The sequence below is a fragment of the Nostoc sp. 106C genome (assembly GCF_002154725.1).
Lineage (GTDB): Bacteria > Cyanobacteriota > Cyanobacteriia > Cyanobacteriales > Nostocaceae > Aulosira.
On record NZ_MTAW01000100.1, the window covers coordinates 20,059 to 46,948 of the forward strand.

Sequence of the window (26,890 nt, forward strand, 5' to 3'; positions counted from 1 at the left end):
TTATGAAAATTGTTCATGTTACTCCTACTTATTTTGATGAATCATCAATTATTGGTGGTGGAGAGCGATATCCCACAGAATTAGCTACTTGGATGGCAAATTTTGTAGATACTACTCTCGTAAGTTTTTCTTCAGCGCGGAGAAATTATCATCAAGGTGATCTTAAAATCGAGACATATCCAGTTAAAAAATTAATTCATGGGAATAAGATCAATCCATTAAGTTTTCAATATCTACGTTCAATTATAAATTCTGATATAGATATAGTACATATACACCATATTCATACTCTAGTTTCTGACCTGGGCTGTCTTCTAGCAGCTTTGCTTGGTAAACGAGTTTTTGTTACTGACTATGGTGGTGGAGGAAGCTTAGTTTTAAACCAGAAACTACCAGTGTTTAGAGGCTATAAAAATGCGATCGCCTATTCTCGCTTTGGTCTAGATTTTATTCCTGTTGAACTTCAAGAAAAATCTGTTTTAATTAAAGGAGGTATTGATACAAATAAATTTTGTGCTGATACATCTTTAAAAAAAGAAAATAATATTTTGTATGTAGGCAGAATTTTACCTCACAAAGGCATCAACTATTTAATTGATGGATTTCGTCTACTCAATCGTTCAGACTACAAACTAAAAATTGTTGGAAGAGTCTACAGTGAAGAATTCTACCAAGACCTTAAACAGCAAGCAGATGGACTAAATGTAGAATTTATTCACGATGCTGACGATCAGCAATTACTGCATGAGTATCGCACAGCGATGGTAACGGTTTTACCATCAGTTCACACTAGCTGCTATGGAGACTACACTCCAGTTCCAGAGTTAATGGGTTTTACTTTATTAGAATCTCAAGCCTGTGGAACGCCTGTGATCTGTACTGATGCTGGTGCAATGCATGAGTTTGTAGATAACGGGAAGACTGGGTTTGTGGTTAAACAGAACTCTGGAGAGGCGATCGCTGTTACTTTGCGTCAAATTGTTGACTTACCTTCTTCAGAATATGAGAAATATCAAAACTATTGTCGTGATTGGATAACACCTCTCGGTTGGTTAACAGTAGTCAAGAAACATTTAGAAATTTATACAAGAAAGTCTCAGTTTTGATGAATCGACCATTAAAAATACTCATGATCCTGCATATGCCTTGGAGTCAAAACTTGGGGGGAGCACGAGTACAGCTAGAATTAGCTGAAGAGTTTCAGTCAATGGGTCATATAGTTGAGAAATTTGACTATTACGATGCTTTTCCTCAAACCAAGTCATTTCAAGCCAGTAATTTAATTCGTCCTAGTTTTTCAAGAAAAGCTAAAGCCTTCGTTCAGGCTAATGCGCATCGTTTTGATATTATTGATGCTCACCAAGGAAATTTACCGTTCTCCAAGCAAGAATTAAGATTTAAAGGATTGCTGGTTGCTCGTTCAGTAGGGCTTTATGCTTTTTATGATGAATTTGCAAAGCAAGAGAATGCTAGGCAACCACCTCAAAAAATCAAAACTCGGCTTGGAAATCTTTTCAGATCATGGCATCACAGGCGTGAAAGCCCTTTATATCCTAGAAGTTTGCAAACCTGCGATCTGATTAATGTACCTAACCATGACGAACTAGTTTATGTCCGCGACGTTATGAAGTTAGGTTACAAGTGCGTAGTATTCCCGTTTGGACTTTCCTCAGAACGGTACAAAGCATTTACCGAAGCTATTCAACCTGTCGAAGTTCGCTTGGCGAATAAACAAGTTGTTTTTATTGGTAGTTGGGGACAACGTAAAGGTTCTAAAGATTGGGCTGAAATCATCATACGCGTTAGAAAGCAAGTTCCAGAAACCCGCTTTCTCTTTTTAGGAACAGGTTTAAGTGCTCAAAAAGTTTTAGAAGATCTGAATTTTCCAGCTTGTGAATGGATTAAAATTCTTCCCAATTTTGACAGCATAGAGCTTCCCAGTCTTTTGAGTGGAGCAACAGTAGGAGCCTTTCCCAGTTATATAGAAGGATTTGGGTTTGCTGTACTAGAAAAACTGGCTTGTGGATTACCAACTGTAGCTTACGATGTCCCAGGACCAAGAGAAACAATACGCTATGTAGATAATTCTTTACTAGTTCCTTCTGGCGATATTGAAAGTTTTAGTAATAAGTTAGTAAATTTGTTGCTACTTAAAGAGATAAGTTATTCTCAACTTTCTCGCTCCTGTTCTGAGATTGCACAAAAGTTTTCTTGGCGAAAATTAGCCGAGAATACCATAGACACTTACTTACATTTTTTAGAAAATAATTGAGGAATCAAATGCTAGATAGAATTAATCGTTCTTTCAAAATACTCAAGCTAACTAAAAAGTATTTTCGTGCTAATCAAATTACTCAAGATGACTGTATCTATAGTATTAATGGAGTTAAAAGAAAAGTTTATGGAGAGCAAGCATTAAGTATGTTGCTTGACATTGTCAGTGATGATGCATATGGATTAAGAAGATTCAATCATCTTGACAATATTGTAGATATTGGCGCTAACATTGGCGTATTTTCTCTATATGCATCTACCCTTTTCCCAAAAGCTAAAGTATTCGCTTATGAACCTGCTGAACAATCCAGGTTAATTTTACAAAAAAATCTTATTGAAGACAATATTGAAATTAATTCATACGCAGTTGGTAATACTAAAAGAAAAGTTATCCTCCATAACCCAGGAGATATTAGCGCCTGTTACATTTCTCTAACAAAAGAGGATTCATCATTAGCAAGCCAAGAGTGTGAATTAATTAGTCTTGATGAAGTTGCTGCTAAACTAGAGCAAAAAGTCAATTTATTAAAACTAGATTGCGAAGGTTCTGAATATGAAATTATGCAGACTCCATCATTAGAAAAATTTACATATATTGTTGGGGAGCTACATACGTGCCAAGATGGTAATCCAGAGATGGGGCTAAAAACATTAAGAAGCCGAGGATTTAAAATTGATAAATGGTCTCCTTTTCCTGATTTGAAAGCTGGGGTATTTTGGGCTAGTAATGAGAAATGTCTTAATTAAATCCTAAAAAAAATGGAATATTTATTTCGAATGAGTTAAATGAAAATTACTTGCTCTATCCTTTGCTATAACTATGGGCGTTACTTAGCTCAAGCGATTGAAAGTTGCCTCAATCAACAGCCTGGTGACTATGAACTAGAAGTTTTAGTTATTGATGATGGTTCTACAGATGAAACTTCAGAAGTCTGTCAATACTATCAAAATCGTATTCGAGTATTACGTTCATCAAACCAAGGATTTGGTTCTACCTTAGATAAATGCATCCGTGAAGCGTCGGGAGATTATGTCTGCTTATTAGATGCAGATGACTATTTTACTAGCAATAAAATATTGTCACTTTTACCACATATTGTCTCGGGTTATTTATACATAGAACATAAAAAATATTTAATACAAACAGATGGTACAGCTATAGACTCTCGTATACATGGTGGTGGAAATACTAGTACATTATGTCTTAATCGTACTGCTGCACTTTCTCTTCTACCTGTCAAAAATGAGATTTTTTTTCATACTCTTAAAGCGGCAGGTCATGGAATCGAGTTAAATGAACCTTTAGCCTTTTACCGCGTTCATAATTCTAGTATGATGGGCAGCAAAACGTCTGAACTTTGGTATGCTCACTTAGCTGAAGTAACCCATATTTTAGCGGATAAACTTCTTTTAATGTCGCAAAAACCTCCTAGTTGGACAAACTCAATGTCACTAATAAAAATTAGCAGAGAGTACCTATCTATTGCTCATTACGATGAAATAGAAGTTGCTTTACAACTAGGTCATCGAGGTAAAGCTTTATTAGCGTGTGTCAATTGTTTATTAGCTTCTGTTCGCTCTCAAAGTGGACTTCAAGTTTGGCATGGTAAAGTGATTGCCAGGGCGCTATTAGGAAAACCCCTTGTTTCCAGAAACTATTAAATTTACTCTAAATAATCTGTTTGATGATTTTCAAACGTAGCTATCTAAGTAAATAAGTAGCTCAACCTAATTAAATGTGAAATGTCATTACGTTGGCGCAACGCCTTCCCGTAGGGTACGGAACAGAGTTTAGCGTTCGCCTAACGTCTCGCAGAGAAGTAATCGCTAAAAATCTATTTTACGTTTTTCACAGTTGACCTACTTATTAAGCATTAAAATTCAAGCCCAACTCAGACAGGCATATCTGCCAAGTTCATCTAGGTCGCCTTGAACAACTTGCTCATAAAGCAGGATTAGTTGTTCAGGAGACTCGTTTACTAACTAACTCACTCACTAACGGTCATATAAAACTCCACTATTTATTAAAATTGCTATCAGCATCTTAGATTGACATATGTGAAAAACTGACTTGCTCTCTACCTTTACCAATAAGGCGTAAATTGCATACTACTACAGTCGCTTTATTGACTGATGTGAATTAAAAATAAATTATGAGTATGAGTAATTTGGCTTCAGTCATCTCCATTGTTCCTCGACTGCCTCCGGCTATCAATGGTGTGGGAGACTATGCACTCAATTTAGCTTGTGAGCTTCGCACGAACTTTAATATTCAAACTCATTTTATTGTTGACAACCCGACTTGGGTTGGTGCAGCAAAAATTGAAGGATTTCCTATAAGCGAAATTAGTAATCGCTCTTTTGATGTATTGCTAACTTTATTATCAGGCGATCGCACTTCTAGCATCCTGCTGCATTATGTAGGTTAAGGTTATGCTAACCGGGGTTGTCCAATCTGGTTAGTCGATGGGTTACAGCGCTGGAAAAATTTATTTCCAAAGCGATCGCTCATAACTATGTTTCACGAAATCTCTGCTGAAAAGTATACAAAGCAAATAATAACACAAATAGTTTTAGTTAAATATGATCCTAAGGTTGCTATTAAATCTTAAATATTATTAAAGCCAGGCAAAATTCAAATTCATAAAGTAATTCATCATTATTTACTGATAAAAATTATTATGAAAAAGCTTAAAAAAAGACAAGATTGGCATGAAAGTTGGAAATATAGTTATCCTTATGATTTACTAGAAGTCTATGAAGATAATAAACAAACTGGATATTATTTTGCTTATGCAAATCGACGTAAACATACACTCCAACTAATTCAAAAAGTTGCTAAACCTGGAGCAAAAATTTTAGATGTGGCTGCTGCTCAAGGAAATTTCAGTTTGTTATTAGCAGAAATGGGTTATAACGTTACCTGGAATGATTTGCGAGACGAACTCATTGATTATGTAAAATTAAAGTGGGAGTATGGCAAAATTAGTTATGCACCAGGTAACATTTTTACACTAAACTTTGATCATCAGTTTGATGTAGTTTTAATTGCTGAAGTAATTGAGCATGTAGCTCATCCTGACGAGTTTTTGAGAAAAATTTCTCAAATGCTTAAACCAGGAGGCTATATAGTTCTAAGTACACCTAACGGCGAATATTTTAAGAATAATTTACCAAGGTTTTCAGACTGCCCAGATCCCAGTCAATTTGAAGCAGTACAGTTTAAGCCTAACTCAGATGGTCATATTTTCCTACTTCACCTAGATGAAGTTGAACAACTGGCTAATAAAGCAGGATTAGTTGTTGAGGAGATTCGTTTATTAACTAACTCGTTAACTAACGGTCATATAAAACTCCACTATTTATTAAGGCTGCTACCAGTATCTTGGATTCAAATATGTGAAAAATTGACTAGCTCTCTACCTTTACCACTAAAACGCAAATTGCATACTACGACAGTCACTTTATTGACTCATACGAAATAACAATAAATTATGAGTATGAGTAATTTGGCTTCAGTTTTCTCCATTGTTCCTCAACTGCCTCCGGCAATCGATGGTGTGGGAGACTATGCCCTCAATTTAGCTCGCCAGATCCGCAAAGACTTCAATATTCAAACTCATTTTATTGTTTGTAACCCGACTTGGGTTGGTGCAGTAGAGATAGAAGGGTTTTCTATAAGCCAAGTTATTGATCGCTCTGCCAATGCATTGCTAACTTTATTATCAGGCGATCGCACTTCTAGCATCTTGCTGCATTATGTAGGTTACGGCTATGCTAACCGAGGTTGTCCAGTCTGGTTAGTCGATGGGTTACAGCGTTGGAAAAATTTATTTCCAGAGCGATCGCTCATAACCATGTTCCACGAAATCTCTGCTTCCGGCCCGCCTTGGACAAGCGCTTTTTGGCTTTCACCTGTGCAAAAAAATTTAGCAGCACGTTTGGCACAATTGAGCGATCGCTGCATCACTAGCAAACAACTCTACGCTCAAATACTTGCTAATTTCCGCCGATGTAAACATAATCAAATTCCAGCATTGCCAGTTTTTTCCAATATAGGTGAACCAGACAAAGTGCTTCCTTTGCCAGAACGCCAGCAAAGATTAGTGATTTTTGGCTCTGTTGCTAACCGCTCAAGAGTTTACCAAAACTGTCAAACAACACTAGATTATGTTTGCAATGAGTTAAGCATTCAAGAAATTTGGGATGTAGGAACTCCAACCGAGTTGACTCCATCGTCTATAGGCAAAATACCAATCCTCGAGGTAGGAGAGCAACCAGCTAACAAAGTGAGTGACATTTTGGCTGATTCTGTTGCTGGTTTCTCGGACTATAATCCAGATTTTTTAGCTAAATCCACTATTTTTGCCTCCTACTGCGCTCATCGGCTACTACCAATAAATGCTAAAGGTAGCACCTCAGTCATTGATGGTATAGAACCCAGTACGCACTATTGGGTTCCTAACAGCCAAAAAAATGTTTTGGTTGATGAAGTTGGAAGACAGGCGATCGCAGATAACGCTTATTCTTGGTATCTCACTCATCGTTTATTATTCCAAGCTGAAATATTTGCCCAAATTTTTAACTAGTAATATTTGCATTTTCAAAGAGAGAGCACATGAAAAGTTACTTAAATAGACCAGAATATATTTTTAGACCTGCTCAAATTTATTACCGTATTTTTAAACAAAATTTTAAGCACATTAATTTTAAAGAAACTATTTTACCTTGGGGAGCCAAAATAAGAATTCCCACAGAGCCACATGACACTGTTGGTAAGTCAATTGCAACATATGGAATTTACGATTTGAGCTTAACTGAGGTACTGTGGCGATTGATTAATCCAGGAGAAACTGTAATAGACATTGGTGCAAACATTGGTTACATGACAAGCATAATGTCTAAGAGAGTTGGAAATACTGGAAAGGTATGGTGTTTTGAGCCTAACCCAGAAGTTTATAAAGAACTCTCTGAAAATATAAATAATTGGCAGCAAAAACAAGGCTGGGATAATATTTATGCTAAACAGATTGCTCTTTCCAATACGAGAGGTACTGGTGTTTTGAACATACCTCTTATCAATAGAGGAGAAGCATTTATTGAATTAGGTAACAGTATAAATCCCGAAGCTAATAAATCTCAAGCTTGTACCGTTATTCTTGAAAGACTAGATAAATTTTTGGAAAATGAACAAAAACATATAGGGTTATTAAAAATAGATGTAGAAGGACATGAGTTACAAGTTTTACAAGGTGCTGGCGAGTTAATTTCTAAAAATAATATCCGAGATATTCTTTTTGAAGATCATCATGGTTATCCTAGTAACGTAACTCAGCTTTTAGAGATGCATGGCTATACTATTTTCAGAATTTGGAAAGGATTTTGGAAACCTGTACTTGAATCACCATCAAAAAATCTAGTTCATCGTTGGGAACCTCCTAATTATCTTGCAACTCATAATCCTAAACGCGCTGCTCAATGTCTTAAGGACTGGGGATGGAAATGCTTATCTACTAAATAAACATTTTTAATAAAATTATAAATATTCTTATATTTATTACTCAACGCATTTATTTTAATAAGCAAAAAATAAAACTATTTTATAATTTATTAACGCTCTATAAAATATAGAGCGTTAATTAGGGTAGGTATTGCCTAATATAATCAAGAGTTTGTAGATACTTTTATCCTAGCTTAATTGAAATAAATAATCCGATTACCCATTTAATTTAGGAGCAAGACAATGAGCATCAGTTTAGATACGCAAACAATTCGACAATTTGCTGCCGCAGCTACTAAAGGTATTAGTAACGATGTAATATACACAAAATTTTTGCAGTTAATAACAGAGTATGATCTAAAAGGCGACATTCTGGACTTTGGTGCTGGTACAGGCAACCTAACTCAGCATCTATATAGATTATCTCGGTTTAAATCTATAACTGCTGCTGATATTATGCAGCATTCAGAGGAAATTACTTACCCAGTCAAATGGATTACTTGGGATTTAAATAATTCATTAAATATTTCCGAGCAAATATTTGATGTTATTGTATCCGCTGAAGTTATTGAACACTTAGAAAATCCTAGAGGTGTTGTCAGAGAGTGGTTTCGATTACTCCGTCCCGGTGGAACGCTAATTTTTAGTACGCCTAACAATCAAAGCTTACGCTCTTTGTTAGCTTTGCTATTGCAAGGGCATTTTGTAGCATTTGCTGATACTTGTTATCCATCTCACATTACTGCACTTTTAAAAAAAGATATCCAAAGAATTTTAAGCGAAGCTGGATTCTATCAGCAAAAATTTGTTTTCACAGATGTTGGTAACATTCCTAAATTTCCACAATGGCAATGGCAGAGTATATCACTGGGGCTATTAAAAGGTTCTATCTTCAGTGACAACTTAATAGTAATTTGCCAAAAACCTAGTTGAAAATTTATGAAAATTCTGATTTACTCTCCTTCTTTCTACCCCAATATTGGCGGATTAGAAACAATAATTTTTACATTAGCACATGAGTTTACGTATCAACTAAATGAAGTAAAACTAATATCCCAAACTCCAGCAACAGACTCACAAAAATTTCCCTTTGAAGTTATCCGTAAACCTACTATAAAACAAGTCGTAGAACTAACTCATTGGTGTGATGTTTATTTCCAAGGTTGTGTCAGTTTAAGAGGAATTTGGCCCCTATTATTAGTACATCGCCCCTTGGTTGTAACCCATCAAACTTGGTATCGTCATGACAATGGAGGTATAGGTTGGCAAAATCATCTGAAACATTTTGTGGCTCGTTTTGCAACTAATATCTCAGCTAGTCAGGCTGTAGCTAAACCAATCCCAGCACCATCTAATATAATTCCTAATTCTTATCGAGAAGATGTTTTTTATGAAATACCTAATATTCACCGTAATCAAGAACTAGTATTTTTAGGACGCTTGGTTTCTGACAAGGGAGCCAACTTATTATTAGAGGCATTATCTCATCTCAAATTGCTGGGTCTCACTCCTAGATTGACGATTATTGGTAGTGGACCTGAAGAATCTCAATTACGACAGCAAGCTAACGACTTAGAAATCTTTGAGCAAGTCAACTTTGCTGGTGTAAAAGTTGAGCATGAATTATCTGAATTATTAAATGCTCATCAAATTATGGTAGTGCCTTCTCTATGGGATGAACCTTTTGGCATCGTAGCCTTAGAAGGAATTGCCTGTGGTTGTGTTATTGTTGGTTCCGAAGGAGGAGGATTAAAAGATGCAATTGGTGCTTGTGGTGTAACATTTCCTAACGGTAATGTTGAACGATTAACTCAAATTTTATTCGACTTACTCAGCTATCCTGAGAAATTAACCACTTATAGAGAACAAGCTAAAGCTCACTTAGCCTGTCACACTAGTAAAGCCGTTGCCAAAGCATACCTTGAAGTTATCGAGGGAGTAATTTAATGGACCCACTTATCCCTCTATTAGGTGTAGTTGTAATAGTTGGGTTATCTTCTCTTAATTGGCGATGCTCTGTTAAAGCTGTATTGGTTATTGTTATTTTGGAAGGTATACTCCGTAAGTGGGTACTACCCCAAGCTAGTGACTTAATTTATTTTGTCAAAGACTTAGTACTTTTAGGAGCGTATTTAAAGTACTACTTAAGTTCTGAATCAAAATATCCTTTGAGATTAACTAGTCTTACTATTGCCTTATCCATGACAGTTGTTTGGTGTTTGTGCCAAGCTTTTAACCCTAGCTTAGGTTCACTAATAGTTGGTTTGTTTGGACTCAAAGCATATCTATTTTACATTCCTTTGATGTGGATGCTACCCAGCTTATTTCAATCGGAGGAAGAATTATATCGATTTTTACGCAACTATTTGTTACTAGTTATTCCTGTTACTCTTTTAGCTGTAGCACAATTTTATAGCCCAGTCTCTAGCCCTATTAATATGTATGCGGGTGGTATGGAAGCTAATGCTACTGCTGGCGATGCTGTTCGAGTTACCGGCACATTCCCTTACATTCTAGGATATTCAAGTTATTTATGTACTTGTTTTAGTATACTGATTCCATTTGTGTCTTTACCACAGCCAAAACTATGGCAATGGCTGACTTATTTTGAATTGTTAATGGTCAGTGGTACTACCTTGATGACAGGTGCTCGGGGCTTACTTTTTTTTGAATTTTTATTTGTTGTAGGATATATCGGTTTTCTCTGGTTCACACAACCTTCTACAGCAGCCAAATCTACTAAGCAGTTCATTCTACCTGTAATTTTGATCTCAGCTGTTGTGCCCATGTTTTTTAATAAAGCAATCGAGGCATTTTCTAGCCGTGTAGAAGTTTCTGGCTCTGATACTTTTCTCGATCGGGCTTTTTCTGCCTTTGCTGAGCCTGAGTATGCTACGCAATTTAAGGGATTTGATAGTTATGGAATAGGAGCAACTCATCAAGCTGTCTCTACCTTGCGCCAAACTCTCCATTTACCCTGGGGTGAAACGCCTCCACCAGCTGAAGGGGAAATGGGAAGAGTTGTTCTTGAGATAGGCCCCTTGGGATTTTTAATGTGGTATGGACTGCGTTTAATCTTAATTTTTTCTCTTGGGCAAGTTTTCTTAAAATTAAAAACTCCTTTTTTGCGTAACTTAGCTCTTGCTGTTTTCTTATTTCACGCTATTAACTTCACAACTCAACTCGTAGTGAACAATACTTTTGCAATTTACTACTGGTTCTTCAGTGGTTTTATCTTTTTACTTCCAGAATTAGAATATCGGCAGTTTTTATCCTACAAACACTGGGTAGAGCAAACTCATGTCTAATCCCAGCATTTCTTTAGTTCATCAAATTAATCCTTCCAATGCCCAAAATGCTGCTTTAGCATTTGCAGAAGCTAATTTATTGAAAGAAGTTATTACTCCAATCGCCTACGATCCAAACGCACCTGTATGGCGTTCCTTAAATTGGGTACCCAAAAAATTAAAATTGTCTATTAATAATGAACTGAGCAGACGCACCTGGGTTTCTTCTCAAGGTTTTTCTATTCAAAACTACCCATTGCAAGAAATCATACGGATACTTTTATCACGAACCAGACTAGCTCCTCGTTTAGGTTTTAGCTATGGAGATTTAGTACATTGGGTATATCTCTGCCTTGACCGCCAAGTTGCGAAACACCACATCCAAGGTTTAAATGCTATTTATACTTACGAAGATTTAGCTGCAACCACATTTCAGGAGGCTAAACAACAAGGAATTCTCTGTCTGTACGATTTGCCGATTCCCTTTTATCGAATGACGAGCAACATCATGCGCCAAGAAGCTGAAAATTTTCCGGAAATAGCTCCAGCAATTGAGTCTATTCAGGAACCTGCATGGAAAATTGAGCGCAAGGAACAAGAAGTCAAACTAGCCGATCATATTTTTGTAGCTTCTTCCGTAACCAAAAATTCTTTACTAGAGATTGGCGTAGAACCGGAGAAAATCAGCGTTATTCCCTACGGTGGTCCTATTGACTACTTCCAACCCCAACCAAAAACCGATGATTGCTTCCGTGCTTTATTTGTAGGTCGTGTTTCTCCCCGTAAAGGTGTGCACTACCTTTTGCAAGCTTGGCAAGAACTGAGGCTATATAACGCAGAGTTAGTTTTCGTGGGAACTAACATGTTTCCAGCAGGTTGGTTTGAGCAGTATCAAGATATTTACCGCCATGTGCCTTCAGTGCCCCATCCTTTGCTAAATCAATACTACAGTTCTGCTAGCGTTTTAGTGTTTCCTTCTTTGGTTGAAGGTTTTGGTTTAGTGTTATTAGAAGCAATGGCGTGTGGTATTCCAGTGATTACAACTCCTAATACCGCAGGCCCAGATATCCTCACCGATGGCGTAGAAGGATTTATTGTCCCTATCCGCGATGTAGAAGCACTCAAAGAAAAATTAGAGTGGTGCCATACTCATCCAGTAGAACTAGCTGAAATGGGACGTGCAGCCCGTCGCAAAGCCGAACAGTTGAACTGGGGATTATATCGGCAACGTTTGGCAACTCAAGTGCGATCGCTGCTGAAAGTATAAAAATAAGTATAAAATATACTGTTTAAAGTTTATGGTTCAAACCACCTTTCATTTGTGGTTCCCTAACATATTTGGTTTTAAAGGGGGAATTCAAACTTACTGTGCTTTTTTATTAGAAGCGATTCAGAATGTCTACCCGGAAAATCGCTATGGCATTTTTCTCAAGCACGATAAATTATCTGCTACTAATACCTCCAGTTTAGCCCCTACCCAATTTCACTGCACTGGAGTTGTGCCATCACCACTCAGAACTGCTGCGTTTGCTGCTCAGCTTGTGACATGGGGAATTTGGCAACGTCCCAATTTAGTTATTTCCAGTCATATTAATTTTACAATTGCTGCCTACTGGTTGAAACGCTTCACAGGTATTCCCTACTGGATTACTGTTTATGGTTTAGAAGTTTGGGATCTTGACCGTCCAATTTTAAAACAGGTGCTGCACAATGCAGATCAGATTTTATCTATTAGTAGTTATACACGCGATCGCTTAATCAAAGAGCAAAATCTTAACCCAGGCAAAATTTCACTTTTACCATGCACATTTGATGCGAGTAATTTCAAAATTGCACCTAAACCTAAATATTTATTAGAAAAATATCAACTCAAACCGGAGCAACCAGTAATATTAACTGTAGCGCGGCTAGCTGAGACTGAGCAATACAAAGGATACGACCAAATTCTGAATGCTCTGCCAAAAATTCGGCAAATTATTCCTGATGTTCACTACATCATTGTTGGTAAAGGTACAGACAAACCCCGAATAGAACAGTTGATTGCAAATTTAGAGTTACAAAATTGTGTCACCTTAGCTGGATTTGTCCCAGATGAACAGCTTTGTGATTACTATAATCTCTGTGATGTGTTTGCTATGCCTAGCAAACGAGAAGGGTTTGGTATTGTTTACTTAGAAGCCTTAGCTTGTGGCAAACCTGTTTTAGGAGGTAACCAAGATGGGGCAATTGATGCTCTTTGTCATGGTGAACTGGGAGCGTTAGTCAACCCTGATGATATAGAAGAAATTGCTCAAACACTGATTAAAATTATTCAAGGCAGCTATCCTAATATTTTAATGTATCAGCCTGAAGCTCTCCGACAAAAAGTAATTGATACTTTTGGATTTGATCGGTTTCAAAAAACTCTGGCTAGCCATTTAGATGGGCATTTTCAAGGCATCAAAACTAACTAGTTATTTATTATTTATATGTGTGGTATAGCCGGAATTCTGACAATTAATCAGTATCAGGGTAGCTTAGAAAAAATTATTCAACAGATGCAATCTGCTTTAAAGCACCGTGGGCCAGATGATGCAGGTATTTATATTTCTAAAGATAGGCAAGCTACCTTTGCCCATACTCGTTTAGCAATCCTTGACCTCAGTCCGGCTGGACATCAGCCTATGTCTAGCGCTGACGGGCGATATTGGATTACTTTCAACGGTGAAATTTATAACTTTCAAGAACTGCGCCAGGATCTCATTGCTCAAGGGGAAAAATTTCATTCCCAAACAGACACAGAAGTCATCCTCAAGCTTTATCAAAGAATGGGTGCTGATTGTGTCCAACATTTACGAGGAATGTTTGCCTTTGCTATTTGGGATGACTTAGAGAAAACTTGTTTTTTAGCTCGCGATCCTTTAGGAATTAAACCTCTTTATTACTGGCAATCTGGTTCTACATTAATCTTTGCCTCAGAACTTAAAGCAGTTTTAGCTTCTCGCCTACCTGCTATTAGTCTGAGTACAGAAGGGTTATATGGTTATCTTATTAGTGGCTCAGTTCCAGAACCATATACCCTAATAGAAAATATTCATTGTCTAGCAGCTGGTCATTGGCTTTTTTGGCAAAATGCCAACTTAATCAAGAAGCAATATTGGCAAATTAACTTTACACCTCAAACAATTTCACCATTAGCATCTCAAGAAATTGTACGTAATGCTTTAGTGGATTCTATTAAACATCATTTTATCAGTGATGTACCTGTAGGCATTTTTCTTAGTGGTGGTATTGACTCAACAAGCGTACTAGCATTAGCAAAGCAAACTCAACATGAACAGTTATGTACATACTCTATAGCTTTTGAAGAAACTCAGTGGAACGAAGGAGATATAGCTAAAAATGTTGCCAATCATTTCGGTGCAAAACATACAGAATATAAAATTACTTCCTCATCAGCTAAAACTTTATTACCTAAATTTTTAACAGCAATTGATCAACCTAGTGTTGATGGATTTAATACTTTTTGTGTATCTAAATTAGCCCATGAAAGTGGCATTAAAGTAGTACTATCTGGTTTGGGTGGAGATGAAATTTTTGGTGGATACCATTCATTTCAAAAAATTCCCCAAATGATGAAATGGAGGCAAAAACTACAATCACTCCCTTTTATTAGTGATTCTATAGGCAAAGGATTAACACAGTGGGGAAACTCACCAAAAATTACGCGTTTAGGAGATTTTTTACAGCAAACTCCTAGCTTAGCCGCAGCCTATCGCAGCTTTCGCGGCATTTTTTCCCATCAAGAAGCTTGTGCAATTGTTCAGCAGTATATTGGGAAACAAGTTTCACTAAAAGATACCTCTCCATCTTCTCCGTATCCAGAGCATAAGTTTACGCCAGAAGATGAAGTGAGCTTCTTAGAACTTAGCTGTTATATGCGTAATCAACTTTTGCGCGACAGTGATGTGATGAGTATGAATTGGGGGCTAGAACTACGGGTTCCCTTAGTTGATCGCGCTTTACTAGAAGCAGTTTCATCAATTCCTAGTAATATTCGATTAGCTAAAGGCAAACAACTGTTAATTCAAGCAGTTCCCGAATTACCTGATTGGATAACTAACAAACCTAAAAAAGGTTTTTCTTTTCCCTTTGAGCAGTGGATGATGGGTGAGTTTGGCGATTACTTTAATAACTTGAATATTCCCAATAATATAGCTATTACACCTTGGTATCGCCGCTGGAGTTTAGCGATTTTAAATTATTGGTGGGAGCAAGTTCAGCATGAAAATACAGCAATTGATTTACAATCAGTAGCTTAAATTATATCTCACTCTAAATCTCTCAATTGATAGGCTATAGTGTATTTTCACTCACCTTCATTTTCACATGGTAGGGTGCGTTAGGACTATCGTCCATAACGCACCGAAAACCTTGGATGGTGCGTTAGCCTACGGCATAACACACCCTACAAAATAATTATAAAATGCCATCAACGATAACAGCAGTCAATCAACTCCGTGTTTGTCAGGTGGTTGCCAGCATTAATGAGAATATTGGTGGACCAGCTTATTCGGTTACTAATTTAGCTCAAGCCCTGTACCAACATAATATTTCTTCCCATTTATTTACTCTTGATTATCAGCAAGAAGGTAAGCAAATTATTTTTGATGATATTAATTTACATAGCGAACCAGCTACTAAATTAGCAAGATATTTGAGAGGTTTTCAACCTAGTGCGAGTAGTTACTTATCACATTTGGCTGCGACAAAATTAGATTTAATTCACAATCATGGATTATGGATGTTCCCTAATTTGTATGCCCGAGAAGCAGCAGTACGTAATAAATTACCATTAGTTATTTCTCCTAGAGGTATGCTAGAATCATGGTCATTAAATAATAGTTGGTATAAAAAATGGCTAGCATGGATATTGTACGAACAAAAAAATTTAAGCAGTGCTACAGCTTTTCATGCTACTTCTACCGAAGAAGTAAATTCTATTCGCACTTTAGGATACAAACAGCCTATTGCTTTAATCCCTAATGGAGTTAGTCTTCCCTCACTAAATGAACAACCAAGTAGGCAAATATTAATTCAATCCTTTCCTGAGCTTGCTAATAAAAAATGGTTGCTTTTCTTATCTAGAATTCATCCTAAAAAAGGCTTGGATAATTTGCTTATTGTCTGGCAAAATATTGCTAAAAAATTTCCTGAATGGCATTTGATTATTGCTGGTTCTGACTTAATCGGTTACCAAGAAAAGTTAGAAATACTAGTAGAAAATTTGCATTTAAAAGAACGGGTCACATTTACTGGAATGCTATCAGGACAAGAGAAATTCTCTGCACTTAGTAATGCTGACTTATTTGTTTTACCAACCCATTCAGAAAATTTTGGTATTGCTATAGCAGAATCTTTAGCTTATGGTGTGCCTGTGATTACTACCAAAGGCGCACCTTGGCAAGACTTGCAAAATTATGGATGTGGCTGGTGGATAGAGGATAACCAAGAGGCACTCAAACTTGCTTTATTGCAGGCAATGCAGATATCCGCTCAAGAACGACAGGCAATAGGTTTAAAAGGACGCAACTTAATGCAAACCAAATACTCTTGGAATTCGATAGCAAAGGAGATGGCGAATGTTTATCGCTGGATTCTTGGCAGTGGTGAAATCCCTAGTTGCATTCAACTTTATAACTCATAGAAAGCATAACTATGATTATTAACATTGCGACAGGCCCTTGGCTACCTGTTCCTGCTGTGCAAGGAGGCGCGATTCCTCGTCTTTGGCAAGGTTTAGCAGAAGAATTTGCTGCTAGAGGTCATAAGGTAAGGATTTTATGCCGTTCTTATCCAGGACAGCCTCAAACAGAAGTAATTAATGGTGTGGAATACATTCGACGTGGGGGTCTTCCACAAAGCACCAATATTATCTTGGATTTACTCAAAGACTTTTTCTATGGCTTGTTGACATTTCCTACATTACCTCCTGCTGATATTTTAGTTATCAATGACTTTTGGTTACCTGTATTTGCTGCTTTACGTCCTCAGGTTGGTCACATTGTTGTCAATGCGGCTCGCTTTCCTAAAGGACAGTATCGTCTTTATACAGGTGTAGCTCGCTTTGCAGCTGTATCAACCGCAGTTCAAGAGGCGATCGTACAAGAATATCCTTCTGCTATTCGTAAAACGAAAGTTATTCCTAATCCCATTGATACCAGTATATTTTCTCCAGCTACTCAACCTAAGTTAGAAAAAAAAGAGAAAGTAATTCTGTATGTAGGTAGAATTCATCCAGAGAAAGGAGTCCATCTTCTTTTAAATGCATTCTCAATATTGTCGCAGCAAATTAATACAGTAAAGCTAAGGATTATTGGACCCGTAAAAGAAAATCAAGGTGGTGGCGGAGAGACGTATTTACGTAATCTTCATTTTATAGCTGAAGGCTTAAATGTTGAATTTTTAGAACCTATTTTTGATGTACATAAGCTAGCTGAAGCTTATAGAGAAGCTGATATATTCTGCTATCCCTCACTGGCTGAAAAAGGTGAGTCCTTTGGAGTTGCACCATTAGAGGCAATGGCATCAGGTCTTGTGCCAGTGGTTTCTTCCTTAAATTGTTTTAACGATTTTATTGAAGAAGGAAGAACAGGATGCTTTTTTGAACACTCTAGTCCTGAAGCTACAAAAAAGCTAGCAACAGCCCTTAAATTAGCTATTTGCAACCCAGATAAAATAGAGAAAATGAGTTTTCAAGCTAGACATAAGGCGTCCGATTTCAGCTATGAGAAGATTGCTAGTCTATACATTTCTGCTTTTGAGGAGTTATTAAACAATAAAAGTTAAGCTGATACGCGCCTAGATCATATATTTTGCCGTTAAGGCTGTCCAGGGTCAAGATTCCAAAAGTCTAAGCTAGTATTTGACTCTGGGCTCTTGACAACCTTATCACGAAATATGCAATTTAATTAAATGCGTAATAGCTTACTATTTAAAAATTTAGGTTCTTCTGCCTATTTTAGGCTATAGCAACTGACATTATTATCAAATAATGCACTTGAATGCACTTGGAAATAATGAAAGCTTTTTCCTAAAAGAGTTTAAAGCTATCGCGCAACAAGTTTCTAGTATTAGGTTCCATAAAAGAGCCGATAGAGCAAAATTTATTATATCTACACAACCATAGGAGATAATCATGGAGCAAAAGAAAATACAACAATTTTATGAAGGCGTTTATACTGAGTATTTATCTGAAGGATTAAGCGAATTTGATGCCTATGAAAGGAACCATGTTTTGCGTCGAATTTATTCACAATCAAACGGAAAGCGATTGTTAGATTTAGGGGCTGGACATGGGAATGTCAGCAAATTTTTTCTGGATAAGGGTTATGAAGTTTATGGAGTTGAGTGGACTACAGCAGGAGTAAATAAACTAGGAAAACTTGGGGTTAAAGCCATTCAGCACGATATAGAAGATATTCCCTATAAATATGGTGATAATTTTTTTGATGAGGTATTCTGGGGCGATAATATAGAACATCTTTTCTTTCCAGAAGCAGTTGCTAAAGAAATATATAGAATTTTAAAACCTGGTGGCAGATTAGTTTTAAGTACACCTAATCACGGTTGGATTATCAATCGGCTTTATTATCTTTTCATGGGTGTTCCTAGAAGAACAGAGGGACATAAAATTCCAATTTGGGAATGGCAGCATATTAGATATTTTAATAAAGCTGAGATTGAACGGTTTTTAAATTCCTGTGGATTTAGTAATAATTTTGCTTTTTATGGCGCTGAGCGTAGGCAACCATTTGCAACTTTAAGCAGATATTTACCTTCAATTATGGCGTCTGTCATGGTTGTTGAAGTTCGTAAATAGTATAGATATAAGGATAACCGTAGATTAGATTGAACGAAGTGAAACCCAACAAACCACGAAAATGTTGGGTTTCGTTCCTCAACCCAATCTATGCAGGTTAAGGTTAATTAAAAGATAAGCTTTATTATTAGAAGTTGTACAACTTTAATTTATTAGTAAAATAGAATTATTGATGCTTAAAGAAGTTACTCCTCTTATACTCACATATAACGAATCACTCAATATTGGACGCACCCTGCAAAGCATCACTTGGGCAAAGACCATTGTCGTAATTGATAGTTACAGCACAGATGAAACTCTAGAAATTTTACACTCTTATCCTCAAGTTAAGCTATTTCAGCGGAAATTTGATACCCATACTTCACAATGGAACTACGGTTTAGAACAAATTCAATCTGAATGGATTCTTTCCCTAGATGCTGATTATATTATTACGGATGAACTGATCGCAGAAATTGAAGTAATTTCTTTGAATTCATCTATTGATGGTTACTTTGTACCATTTAAATACTGCGTCTTTGGCAAGCCACTACGCGGAACTTTGCTACCTCCCCGTCAAGTACTATTCCGAAAGTCTCAAGCTATTTATATTGATGATGGTCATACTCAACTGCTAGAGATTAAAGGTCAATCTAGTAAACTCTCTAGTTATATTTACCATGACGATCGCAAACCTTTAAGTCGTTGGCTATGGGCACAGGATCGCTATATGGTAATAGAAGCTAAGAAGTTGTTAGAAACTCCTACAAGTGAACTTAGCTTAGGCGATCGCATCCGCAAACAAAAAATACTTGCACCCATAATCATCTTAGTTTACTGCCTCATTCTCAAAGGTGGTATTCTCGATGGTTGGCGTGGTTGTTATTACGCATTTCAAAGAGTATTAGCTGAAATTCTTCTAGCTATACGTTTGATAGAAACTGAAAAATTAAAACATTAATAATATTAATATATAAAATTTATATGAAATTTTTAAGTAAATGCTGGAAACCAGCCATTTGGATAACTGCTGCTTTTGTAACAACTGAAGTTGTTTTACGACTGACATTTGGTTTAGGAAACCCTGTCCTTAGCCAAGCTGATACTTATACAGGCTACCGTTTTCAACCTAACCAAAAACTATTCCGTTTTGGAAAAAGAATTGAGTACAATCAATATTCTCAGCGTTCTAATGCAATTACAAAAGAGAAGCCTAAAGGAACGCTCAGAATCTTAATGGTAGGTGATTCTGTTCTGAACGGGGGCAATCCTACAGATCAAAGACAAATTATTACTGAATTATTAAAAAATAAAATTCAAGAAACTGGACATCAAGTAGAGGTATTAAATGCTTCTGCTGGTTCTTGGGGTATTGGTAATCGTTTAGGCTATCTTCGTGAATTTGGAACATTTCAAAGTGATGCCGTCATTCTGGAAATTGGCACTGACGATCTTCCGCAACCTACTAGTACCAGTGCTCCTGTTGGCCATGATCCCAGTTATCCTGATCATGCACCTCTACTAGCTACTCAAGAAGCTTTCATCCGCTACGTTTTACCGCATTTCTCGATAATTTTTAATTCTGCTAAAGCTTCAACTGCTACCAATACAATTAATACATTGTCTCAACCTAATCAGCAATTCCAGCAGAATATGAAGTTACTTAAAAATACTGTAGAACTAGTTCGAGCTGAGCATATTCCTGTTTATATTTTGTTCTCGCCTAATCGCTCAGATTTAATTCCTAATTTCAGCACACCAAACTATAAGTTAAAATTTTTGCAGGTAGCTAATTTATTACAAGTTCCTATAATAGATCTCCATAAAGCATGGTCTAATCAGCCTGGAGGTACAGTAGCTACTTATTTTCGAGATAATGTGCATTTAAATGCATCAGGTAATGAAGCAGCTGCTAGTGTATTATTTCAACAACTTTGTATTGAGAAAAAATTCAAAACCTGTTCTAAAACGCAATTATAAAGTAATATTTTGGATTACATAAATAACAAATGAATATTTAGTAAATATAATGAAAATGTTGTAGTTATTTTTTAAAAAATACTGGGTTTTAATCGGCAGCTTTTATAACAGTTGTGCTGATACCAATTCTATGTGAGGCTATGCTATATTCCCCAATAGGTAAAGCTTAGTGCTACTCAAACTAAGCCTAGCGGACCAGGTTGATTAAGGGCATCTTCATTAAGAAATGGTATGAGTATTATTCGCATACAAATAGCGATCGCCTCTTTTTTGAGTGTTGGTAAATGCGAGCGTCAATCTAAAATCTCATCATTTAGTTAACTTTGTATAATAGATGAAATCGACCCTGCTAGCGATCGCCTAAATCAGACCATGACAGCTTTACAAGGTCAACCGGCAAATGCTTTACTCCCGATTACCTGGCAGAAACTACCTGCTGATTTTCCTTTGCCAGATGAACCTGTGGAAAGTAACCTGCAACCCCTACTAGCCGCTGCCCTGCGAGAATCCCTAGAGTTAGCAGGCTTGATTCTCGAATCAATGTTGATTGCTTCTAATTTTGGTCTTTGTGCCACCGTTGGCGATAAAACTATTGTGAAAGCTCCCGATTGGGTTTATGTCCCATCGGTTCACCCCCTCCCTTCAGGTGAAATTCGCCGCAGCTACACTCCCCATGCAGAAGGAGAAAAGCCTGCCTTAGTTATGGAATTTATCTCCGCTACAGAAGGGGGCGAATACTCAATTAATCCCCACTATCCCTATGGCAAGTGGTACTTTTACGAACAGATTTTAAGGATTCCCGTTTACGTAATTTTTCATCCTCAAATCGGGGTGTTAGAAGTCTATTTCTTAGTGCAAGGTAAGTATCAAAAACAATCCCCAGATGAAACCGGACGTTTTTGGCTAGAAACCTTGGGCTTATTTTTGGGTCTGTGGATTGGGAGAAAAGCCGAGTTGGAAGGCTATTGGCTACGCTGGTGGGATAAATCGGGAAATTTACTGCTTTGGGGAAGTGAGTTAGTAGAACAAGAACGCCAACGTTCTGAGCAAGAACGTCAACGGGCTGAACGAGAAAGCCAACGGGCCCAACAGGAACGTCAACGGGCCCAACAGGAACGTCAACGGGCCCAACAGGCAGAACAAAAAGCTGATAAATTAGCCCAAAAACTCCGAGAAATGGGAATTAATCCAGAAGAAATTTAGCTTTTTTTCTCTCATACCAATTTGATAGGACTTACGCACTCGTGACGAAAAACTAAGCCTTTGCGATTACTTCGCTTCGCTCGTAATGACGTAAAATCGTAGTCCTTGCGTAAGTCCTGTTTGAAAAACGAATGCGACATATTAATAAAAACCCCTCCCCAACCTTACCCATAGGCGGGTAGGGGTATGTGTCGCCAACATTTTTTGAATTATGAAACGGTTGCATAGACAACTCAAAAAATATGGGATATTTACCTTAGTAGCTATTATCGTGGTGTTGCTCAGTGTTATTCCCCTCCGAATAGCGATCGCATTCTACCAAGCCCCCCACCCTCAAGCTATTTTTACTCTTGGGGGCGATTCAGATCGAGAAGAATTTACTGCTCAATTTGCCCGAAAATATCCCAATCTAGATATCTGGATTTCTAGTGGCATACTCCCAAACCAAACCCTTGCTATATTTTACAACGCAGATATCCGCAACAACCGTCTTCACCTCGACTACCGTGCTGTTGACACCGTTACTAACTTTACTTCTCTTATCTCGGATTTTAAACAACGCCATATTCAGCACCTTTACTTAATTACCTCCAAATTTCACATGCTTAGGGCAAAAACTATAGCGTTTCTAGTTCTTGGTAGCCAAGGCATAACTTTTACTGCTATTTCCATCCCTTCCAAGCAACCTAGAGAATCTACTACCCACATTCTGCGTGATCTTGGACGATCCCTTTTCTGGATTGTCTCAGGACGTACCGGAGCTAGCCTTAATCCTAATATTAAGTAACTTAATAATCTAAATATATGCACTTAGATAACTACTCTCTTGGCAGTTATACTCCCGGCGCACCCTACTGGAAACAACTTTTGTGGCACTTTCTCGGATCGCCCATAGTTGAAAGTAATTGGCTACCCATCTCAACTTTAAAGGTTTGGGTACTTCGCAGTTTTGGAGCTAGCATTGGTCAACAAGTCCGCATTAAACCAGGTGTGCGGGTAAAGTTTCCTTGGCGTTTGACTGTTGGTGATTGTGTTTGGATTGGGGAAAGTACTTGGATTGATAACCTTGCGCCTGTGGTACTTGAAAGTCATGTGTGTTTATCGCAAGGAGTTTATCTCTGCACTGGTAACCATGACTGGTATCATCCCAATTTTAAACTGATTCCTGCGCCAATTCACATTCACGAGAGTAGTTGGATTGCAGCCAAGTCGGTAATTGGCCCTGGAGTTACAGTGGGACGGGGAGCAGTGCTGACATTAGGGGGAGTTACTGGGCGCTCGTTAGAGCCAATGACAATTTATGCAGGTAACCCGGCTCAACCTATCAAAAGCAGAGTTCGAGAAAAAGTAGAAGATGTGCTTCAGATCTCCGTAGCAGATGAATTCATTCATGTCCGCCGTCTTCTAGATGAGGGTTTGGCTGAGGAATGGGGAATGAAGAATAGAGAATCAAGGGAATAGATATTTTCATTCTTCAGGGTAAGCTTTACTCATGTCGCTCTCTCGGTACAGTTTACTAGCTATTCACAGCGTATACTGAGAGAGCTTTTTTTCAACCTGCCCGACTTTTCAAACACCCTTATCATAATTCAATTCATACCAATTTTTATTTATGCAAATATATCAGAAATCACATATCAAAATTCTTGATAGCATGAGAGGTATAGCATTTTTTCTGATATTTATGACTCATATGTTTCAAAACTATAAACTAAAACCTGAACTGACATTTTTAATTTTCAAGCTTGACATTCAACAAATATTTTTTTCTAACTACGGTCTTCATCTATTTTTTGTTCTAAGCGGGTATTTATTATTCAAGCCCTTTATAGTTTCAATAGAAAACAATCAGAAATTACCCTCTATTAAAAAATATATGTATAGGCGTATCACAAGAATATACCCTAATTATTTATTTTTTCTGGTTTTGGTTATAGTAATATCTCTACTAGGATGGCAGACTAATCCTGAATATATCAATTACTTGAAAGACATAAAAGTGCAATTTCTATCTCATGCTTTTATGCTTCATACATTTTCAAGTAAAACAATATATGGATTTAGCGGACCTTGGTGGTCATTAGGTCTGGAGTTCCAATTTTATCTTTTTCTTGGTATTCTAATGTTTATCATGAAAAGAAAAAAACATCTAAACATAAAAATACTATTTCAGTCAACTTTATTTATTCTAGTTTTATCGCAAGTTTTCCGAATATTATTCGTTGTATTCAATAAAATACTGAGTCAAACTCTTAATTTTAGCTATATTAACTCTGAAAGTGCATTAATTATTTTTCGGAATTTGCCAGGACTTTTAAACACTTTTTGTTGTGGGATGTTACTAGCAATATTCCTGCATAGCACAAAATATAATATTAAGCTTAGTTCCAATTCAATATTTCCTTTATGTTTTATCTCAATTATTGGTTTATTTATAACTAACTATGCTTTAACTTTTGCACCGATAATTCATTATTATTTTGGAGATATATTATTAAGCTTATTTTGGAGTCTAATATTATTATGTCTTTTATCTAAAAATGTTGGGAGTAACGGAATTAAAAAAATTAGGTCAATTATATCTATGAAACCATTAGTTTTTTTAGGAATTATTTCTTATAGCTGCTATTTATCTCACGAAGTAGTAATCGATTTCCTCAAATTTAGATTTTGTAATCAAGTTACAAATAATTTACAGTTTTTGTATGCTTCCTTATCAATGTTGGTAGCCACCATATTTGTTTCATTTATAACTTATAATTTAGTCGAAAAACCTTGCCTTGATTTTTCTGCCAAGAATTTTAGAGATTGACTAAACATTCACCAGTCACAAGAACTCTTGCATTTAAGCGAGCGCTCAACAGCACAACTAATATCGTGTCAGGTTAAAGACTTATCATTAAGGGGCGTTGCTCAATCGAGGTATTAAAATCAAAAATTCCATATCTTAAACTCTTACTCTCTGCGCCTCTGCGTGAGACAAATTCATACTTTCATTCAGCAACGCCCTTTAAGGCAGCAGAGGAGTAAATTTTCAGCTTTCTGCACAGACGCATCGAATCATAACTGATCAGTCGGACATGATATAACTTTAAATAAAATTATTGCAACTACTACTTTTTTAATAAAACTAAACAATCTTTCTATTTTCTCTTGGAAGTGGCAATTGTTTTGTAAAGGATAATTGATAAGTGTTGTCAAACTAATGCCTAGAGGTCGAAACTAAGAATACAACACAGCAATTATTTTTATGCATACTATTTCTAACGTTCAATTCAAGCAGTCGTTTTGGCAACCTGCTGTTTTATTAACTTTAGGCTTTTGGCTTAGCGCTAGCCTACTCTTAGATTGGGTAATTATGCCTAGTCTTTACATTTCTGGCATGATGACTCAAGCTAGTTTTTCTACAGTTGGCTATGTAATTTTTTGGAATTTCAATCGTGTGGAATTATTGTCTGCTGCTGTAGTGCTAACTGGCGTACTAGCTTTGAGCAAAACTCAAATCAACTGGCGGCGTAACGGTATTGTTTTATCTGTGTTGCTGCTAGTTATAGCTTTGCTTGATACTTATCTTTTAACTCCGCAGATGAGCGCAATCGGAGTTCATCTCAATGCATTTGATGTAGAGACTACTATTCCAGCAACGATGAATTTACTCCACGGTAGTTATTGGATATTAGAAGCTACTAAGCTGATAGCAGGTGGTGCGCTTTTAAGCTATTGCTGGAGACAGCAAGGTTAAGATTTCAATCTCACACAAAAAATAAAGACGCTAAGAATTTCTTGGCGTCTTTTTTGTGCAATATACCTATCTTGCTTACTGTGTAGGTTCGGAATCGTTAAAAAACAGCAGCCGTGCGGCGAGTATGGCAAATCCCAAAGCCGCGATCGCTTTTAACAAGCGTGTGGGTAAAAATTCTGCAACGGCTCCCCCTGCTAATGCTCCCAACAAGCTAGTTAATAGTAGGGCAACCGCAGTACCAAAAAATACAGCACGCGGAGATTGACTGCGACCTGAAAGAGCGATCGCCGCTAGCTGACTCTTGTCACCTAATTCTGATAAAAAAACTGTAATAAAGCTCAGTCCTAAAAGATGCCAATCCATGTGATTAAGGGGAATGAGGAGGATAAGGAGACAAGGGGACGCGGTGAGCCACTTGCGGTGGACGGGTTTCCCGGCATAAGCAAAGTGGCGAACCCGAAGGGTGACGCGGAGAATGACTAATGATTAATAACTACATCCCAAAACAGCATGAGGGAAATTAGCAATAACATCACACCTGCTGATTTTTCTACGGTTTTTGGGCTGAGTCGGTTGGCTATCCAACTCCCTAAAAGTACGCCTAATAAGCTGGTAGTTATCAGTGCAGCCCCAGATCCCATAAATACTACCCACGGTGCATGAGATTGTGCACTCATTAACAAGGTAGATAGCTGAGTTTTATCGCCAATTTCTGCTAGAAAAATGGTGATGAAGGTTGTACCAAAAATCACTGCTACTGATTCTTGCTTTTTTGGGCTATCGGCAACTACAGGCTGAAGCGGCTCAATGATTGCAGCCGTTAACGTAATATCAGTACTGTCTTCAAGTTCTGGCTGGCTTTCAGTCTGAGATATGCCAGAAAGGCTCAAGGGTGCAGAGTCAAGTTTCACAGGCAGTAATCTTGTTCCTAGATTGTTTTCATATTCTTCTCATTTTCTCAGATTTTTGTAATAAATTGCAACTAGTTCCAGTGATTAGTTGTCAGTTCTGTCACTGAAAGCATAAGATGAGCAAATTGCTCGCTTTATGCTTTCACGCTCGGG

General features: G+C 37.2%; 25 protein-coding genes and 1 pseudogene. 24 read left to right on the forward strand and 2 right to left on the reverse strand.

The features are described from left to right. Window positions 1–2 precede the first annotated feature (2 nt). From BV375_RS13250 to BV375_RS13365, 24 genes and pseudogenes are all read left to right on the forward strand, one after another. Window positions 3–1,106 carry a glycosyltransferase gene (locus BV375_RS13250; protein WP_086761160.1) on the forward strand — a complete coding sequence of 368 codons (1,104 nt, stop codon included), beginning with the start codon at window positions 3–5 and terminating at the stop codon, window positions 1,104–1,106. After that, window positions 1,106–2,272, forward strand: a complete 1,167-nt coding sequence (locus BV375_RS13255; protein ID WP_208099114.1) for a glycosyltransferase — start codon at window positions 1,106–1,108, stop codon at window positions 2,270–2,272. Before BV375_RS13250 ends, BV375_RS13255 begins: the two co-directional genes overlap by 1 nt. Window positions 2,273–2,280: 8 nt before the next feature. Continuing rightward, window positions 2,281–3,021 carry an FkbM family methyltransferase gene (locus tag BV375_RS13260; RefSeq protein ID WP_086761164.1) on the forward strand — a complete coding sequence of 247 codons (741 nt, stop codon included), beginning with the start codon at window positions 2,281–2,283 and terminating at the stop codon, window positions 3,019–3,021. A gap of 39 nt (window positions 3,022–3,060) precedes the next feature. Beyond that, window positions 3,061–3,936: a glycosyltransferase family 2 protein gene (locus BV375_RS13265; RefSeq protein WP_086761166.1), complete on the forward strand. Its 876-nt coding sequence runs from the start codon at window positions 3,061–3,063 to the stop codon at window positions 3,934–3,936. A 491-nt stretch (window positions 3,937–4,427) separates the two neighbouring features. Further along, a complete protein-coding gene (locus BV375_RS13270) occupies window positions 4,428–4,703 on the forward strand; it encodes a hypothetical protein (RefSeq protein ID WP_243713933.1) in 276 nt (91 codons plus the stop codon). Between the two features lie 252 nt (window positions 4,704–4,955). Then, on the forward strand, window positions 4,956–5,759 hold the full coding sequence (locus BV375_RS13275; RefSeq protein WP_086761170.1) for a methyltransferase domain-containing protein: 804 nt from the start codon (window positions 4,956–4,958) through the stop codon (window positions 5,757–5,759). Between the two features lie 9 nt (window positions 5,760–5,768). Then, on the forward strand, window positions 5,769–6,863 hold the full coding sequence (locus BV375_RS13280; protein ID WP_243713934.1) for a glycosyltransferase family 1 protein: 1,095 nt from the start codon (window positions 5,769–5,771) through the stop codon (window positions 6,861–6,863). Window positions 6,864–6,892: 29 nt separating this feature from the next. Further along, the gene (locus BV375_RS13285; RefSeq protein ID WP_086761174.1) at window positions 6,893–7,795 is read left to right on the forward strand and encodes an FkbM family methyltransferase; all 903 of its coding nucleotides are present in this window, start codon (window positions 6,893–6,895) and stop codon (window positions 7,793–7,795) included. A 222-nt stretch (window positions 7,796–8,017) separates the two neighbouring features. Further along, window positions 8,018–8,707 (forward strand): methyltransferase domain-containing protein, encoded by a 690-nt coding sequence (locus tag BV375_RS13290; RefSeq protein ID WP_086761176.1) that lies wholly within the window; start codon window positions 8,018–8,020, stop codon window positions 8,705–8,707. 6 nt (window positions 8,708–8,713) lie between these two features. Beyond that, complete coding sequence (locus BV375_RS13295; RefSeq protein WP_086761178.1) at window positions 8,714–9,721, forward strand: glycosyltransferase family 4 protein; 1,008 nt, start codon at window positions 8,714–8,716, stop codon at window positions 9,719–9,721. Next, window positions 9,721–11,082 (forward strand): hypothetical protein, encoded by a 1,362-nt coding sequence (locus BV375_RS13300; RefSeq protein ID WP_086761180.1) that lies wholly within the window; start codon window positions 9,721–9,723, stop codon window positions 11,080–11,082. Before BV375_RS13295 ends, BV375_RS13300 begins: the two co-directional genes overlap by 1 nt. Further along, the gene (locus tag BV375_RS13305) at window positions 11,075–12,328 is read left to right on the forward strand and encodes a glycosyltransferase family 4 protein (RefSeq protein WP_086761182.1); all 1,254 of its coding nucleotides are present in this window, start codon (window positions 11,075–11,077) and stop codon (window positions 12,326–12,328) included. The genes BV375_RS13300 and BV375_RS13305 overlap by 8 nt, the downstream gene beginning before the upstream one ends. 31 nt (window positions 12,329–12,359) lie before the next feature. Continuing rightward, a complete protein-coding gene (locus tag BV375_RS13310) occupies window positions 12,360–13,514 on the forward strand; it encodes a glycosyltransferase (RefSeq protein WP_086761184.1) in 1,155 nt (384 codons plus the stop codon). A gap of 15 nt (window positions 13,515–13,529) precedes the next feature. After that, window positions 13,530–15,362: an asparagine synthase (glutamine-hydrolyzing) gene (gene asnB / locus BV375_RS13315; RefSeq protein ID WP_086761186.1), complete on the forward strand. Its 1,833-nt coding sequence runs from the start codon at window positions 13,530–13,532 to the stop codon at window positions 15,360–15,362. A 164-nt stretch (window positions 15,363–15,526) separates the two neighbouring features. Next, window positions 15,527–16,747: a glycosyltransferase gene (locus BV375_RS13320; protein ID WP_086761188.1), complete on the forward strand. Its 1,221-nt coding sequence runs from the start codon at window positions 15,527–15,529 to the stop codon at window positions 16,745–16,747. Between the two features lie 11 nt (window positions 16,748–16,758). Beyond that, window positions 16,759–17,889, forward strand: coding sequence for a glycosyltransferase family 4 protein (locus tag BV375_RS13325; protein ID WP_086761190.1), 1,131 nt, complete (start codon window positions 16,759–16,761; stop codon window positions 17,887–17,889). 349 nt (window positions 17,890–18,238) lie between these two features. Beyond that, entirely contained in the window at window positions 18,239–18,922 is a 684-nt protein-coding gene (locus tag BV375_RS13330) for a class I SAM-dependent methyltransferase (RefSeq protein WP_086761192.1), read from the forward strand. Window positions 18,923–19,094: 172 nt separating this feature from the next. Then, window positions 19,095–19,862: a glycosyltransferase family 2 protein gene (locus BV375_RS13335; protein ID WP_086761194.1), complete on the forward strand. Its 768-nt coding sequence runs from the start codon at window positions 19,095–19,097 to the stop codon at window positions 19,860–19,862. 23 nt (window positions 19,863–19,885) lie between these two features. After that, a complete protein-coding gene (locus BV375_RS13340) occupies window positions 19,886–20,881 on the forward strand; it encodes an SGNH/GDSL hydrolase family protein (protein ID WP_086761196.1) in 996 nt (331 codons plus the stop codon). Window positions 20,882–21,253: 372 nt separating this feature from the next. Then, window positions 21,254–22,084: a Uma2 family endonuclease gene (locus BV375_RS13345; RefSeq protein WP_086761198.1), complete on the forward strand. Its 831-nt coding sequence runs from the start codon at window positions 21,254–21,256 to the stop codon at window positions 22,082–22,084. Window positions 22,085–22,295: 211 nt separating this feature from the next. Beyond that, the gene (locus tag BV375_RS13350) at window positions 22,296–22,871 is read left to right on the forward strand and encodes a YdcF family protein (protein WP_086761200.1); all 576 of its coding nucleotides are present in this window, start codon (window positions 22,296–22,298) and stop codon (window positions 22,869–22,871) included. Window positions 22,872–22,888: 17 nt separating this feature from the next. Next, window positions 22,889–23,419, forward strand: a pseudogene (locus BV375_RS13355) (WcaF family extracellular polysaccharide biosynthesis acetyltransferase); the annotation flags it as partial. 277 nt (window positions 23,420–23,696) lie between these two features. Further along, window positions 23,697–24,896 carry an acyltransferase gene (locus BV375_RS13360; protein ID WP_086761204.1) on the forward strand — a complete coding sequence of 400 codons (1,200 nt, stop codon included), beginning with the start codon at window positions 23,697–23,699 and terminating at the stop codon, window positions 24,894–24,896. Window positions 24,897–25,334: 438 nt separating this feature from the next. Beyond that, the gene (locus BV375_RS13365; RefSeq protein WP_086688675.1) at window positions 25,335–25,826 is read left to right on the forward strand and encodes a hypothetical protein; all 492 of its coding nucleotides are present in this window, start codon (window positions 25,335–25,337) and stop codon (window positions 25,824–25,826) included. A gap of 75 nt (window positions 25,827–25,901) precedes the next feature. On the opposite strand, the gene BV375_RS13370 is transcribed toward BV375_RS13365, so the two are convergent. Together BV375_RS13370 and BV375_RS13375 are read right to left on the reverse strand one after the other, a co-directional pair. After that, window positions 25,902–26,189, reverse strand: coding sequence for a TMEM165/GDT1 family protein (locus tag BV375_RS13370; RefSeq protein WP_086761205.1), 288 nt, complete (start codon window positions 26,187–26,189; stop codon window positions 25,902–25,904). A 116-nt stretch (window positions 26,190–26,305) separates the two neighbouring features. Further along, the gene (locus BV375_RS13375) at window positions 26,306–26,737 is read right to left on the reverse strand and encodes a TMEM165/GDT1 family protein (protein ID WP_086761208.1); all 432 of its coding nucleotides are present in this window, start codon (window positions 26,735–26,737) and stop codon (window positions 26,306–26,308) included. Between the last annotated feature and the right edge of the window lie 153 nt (window positions 26,738–26,890).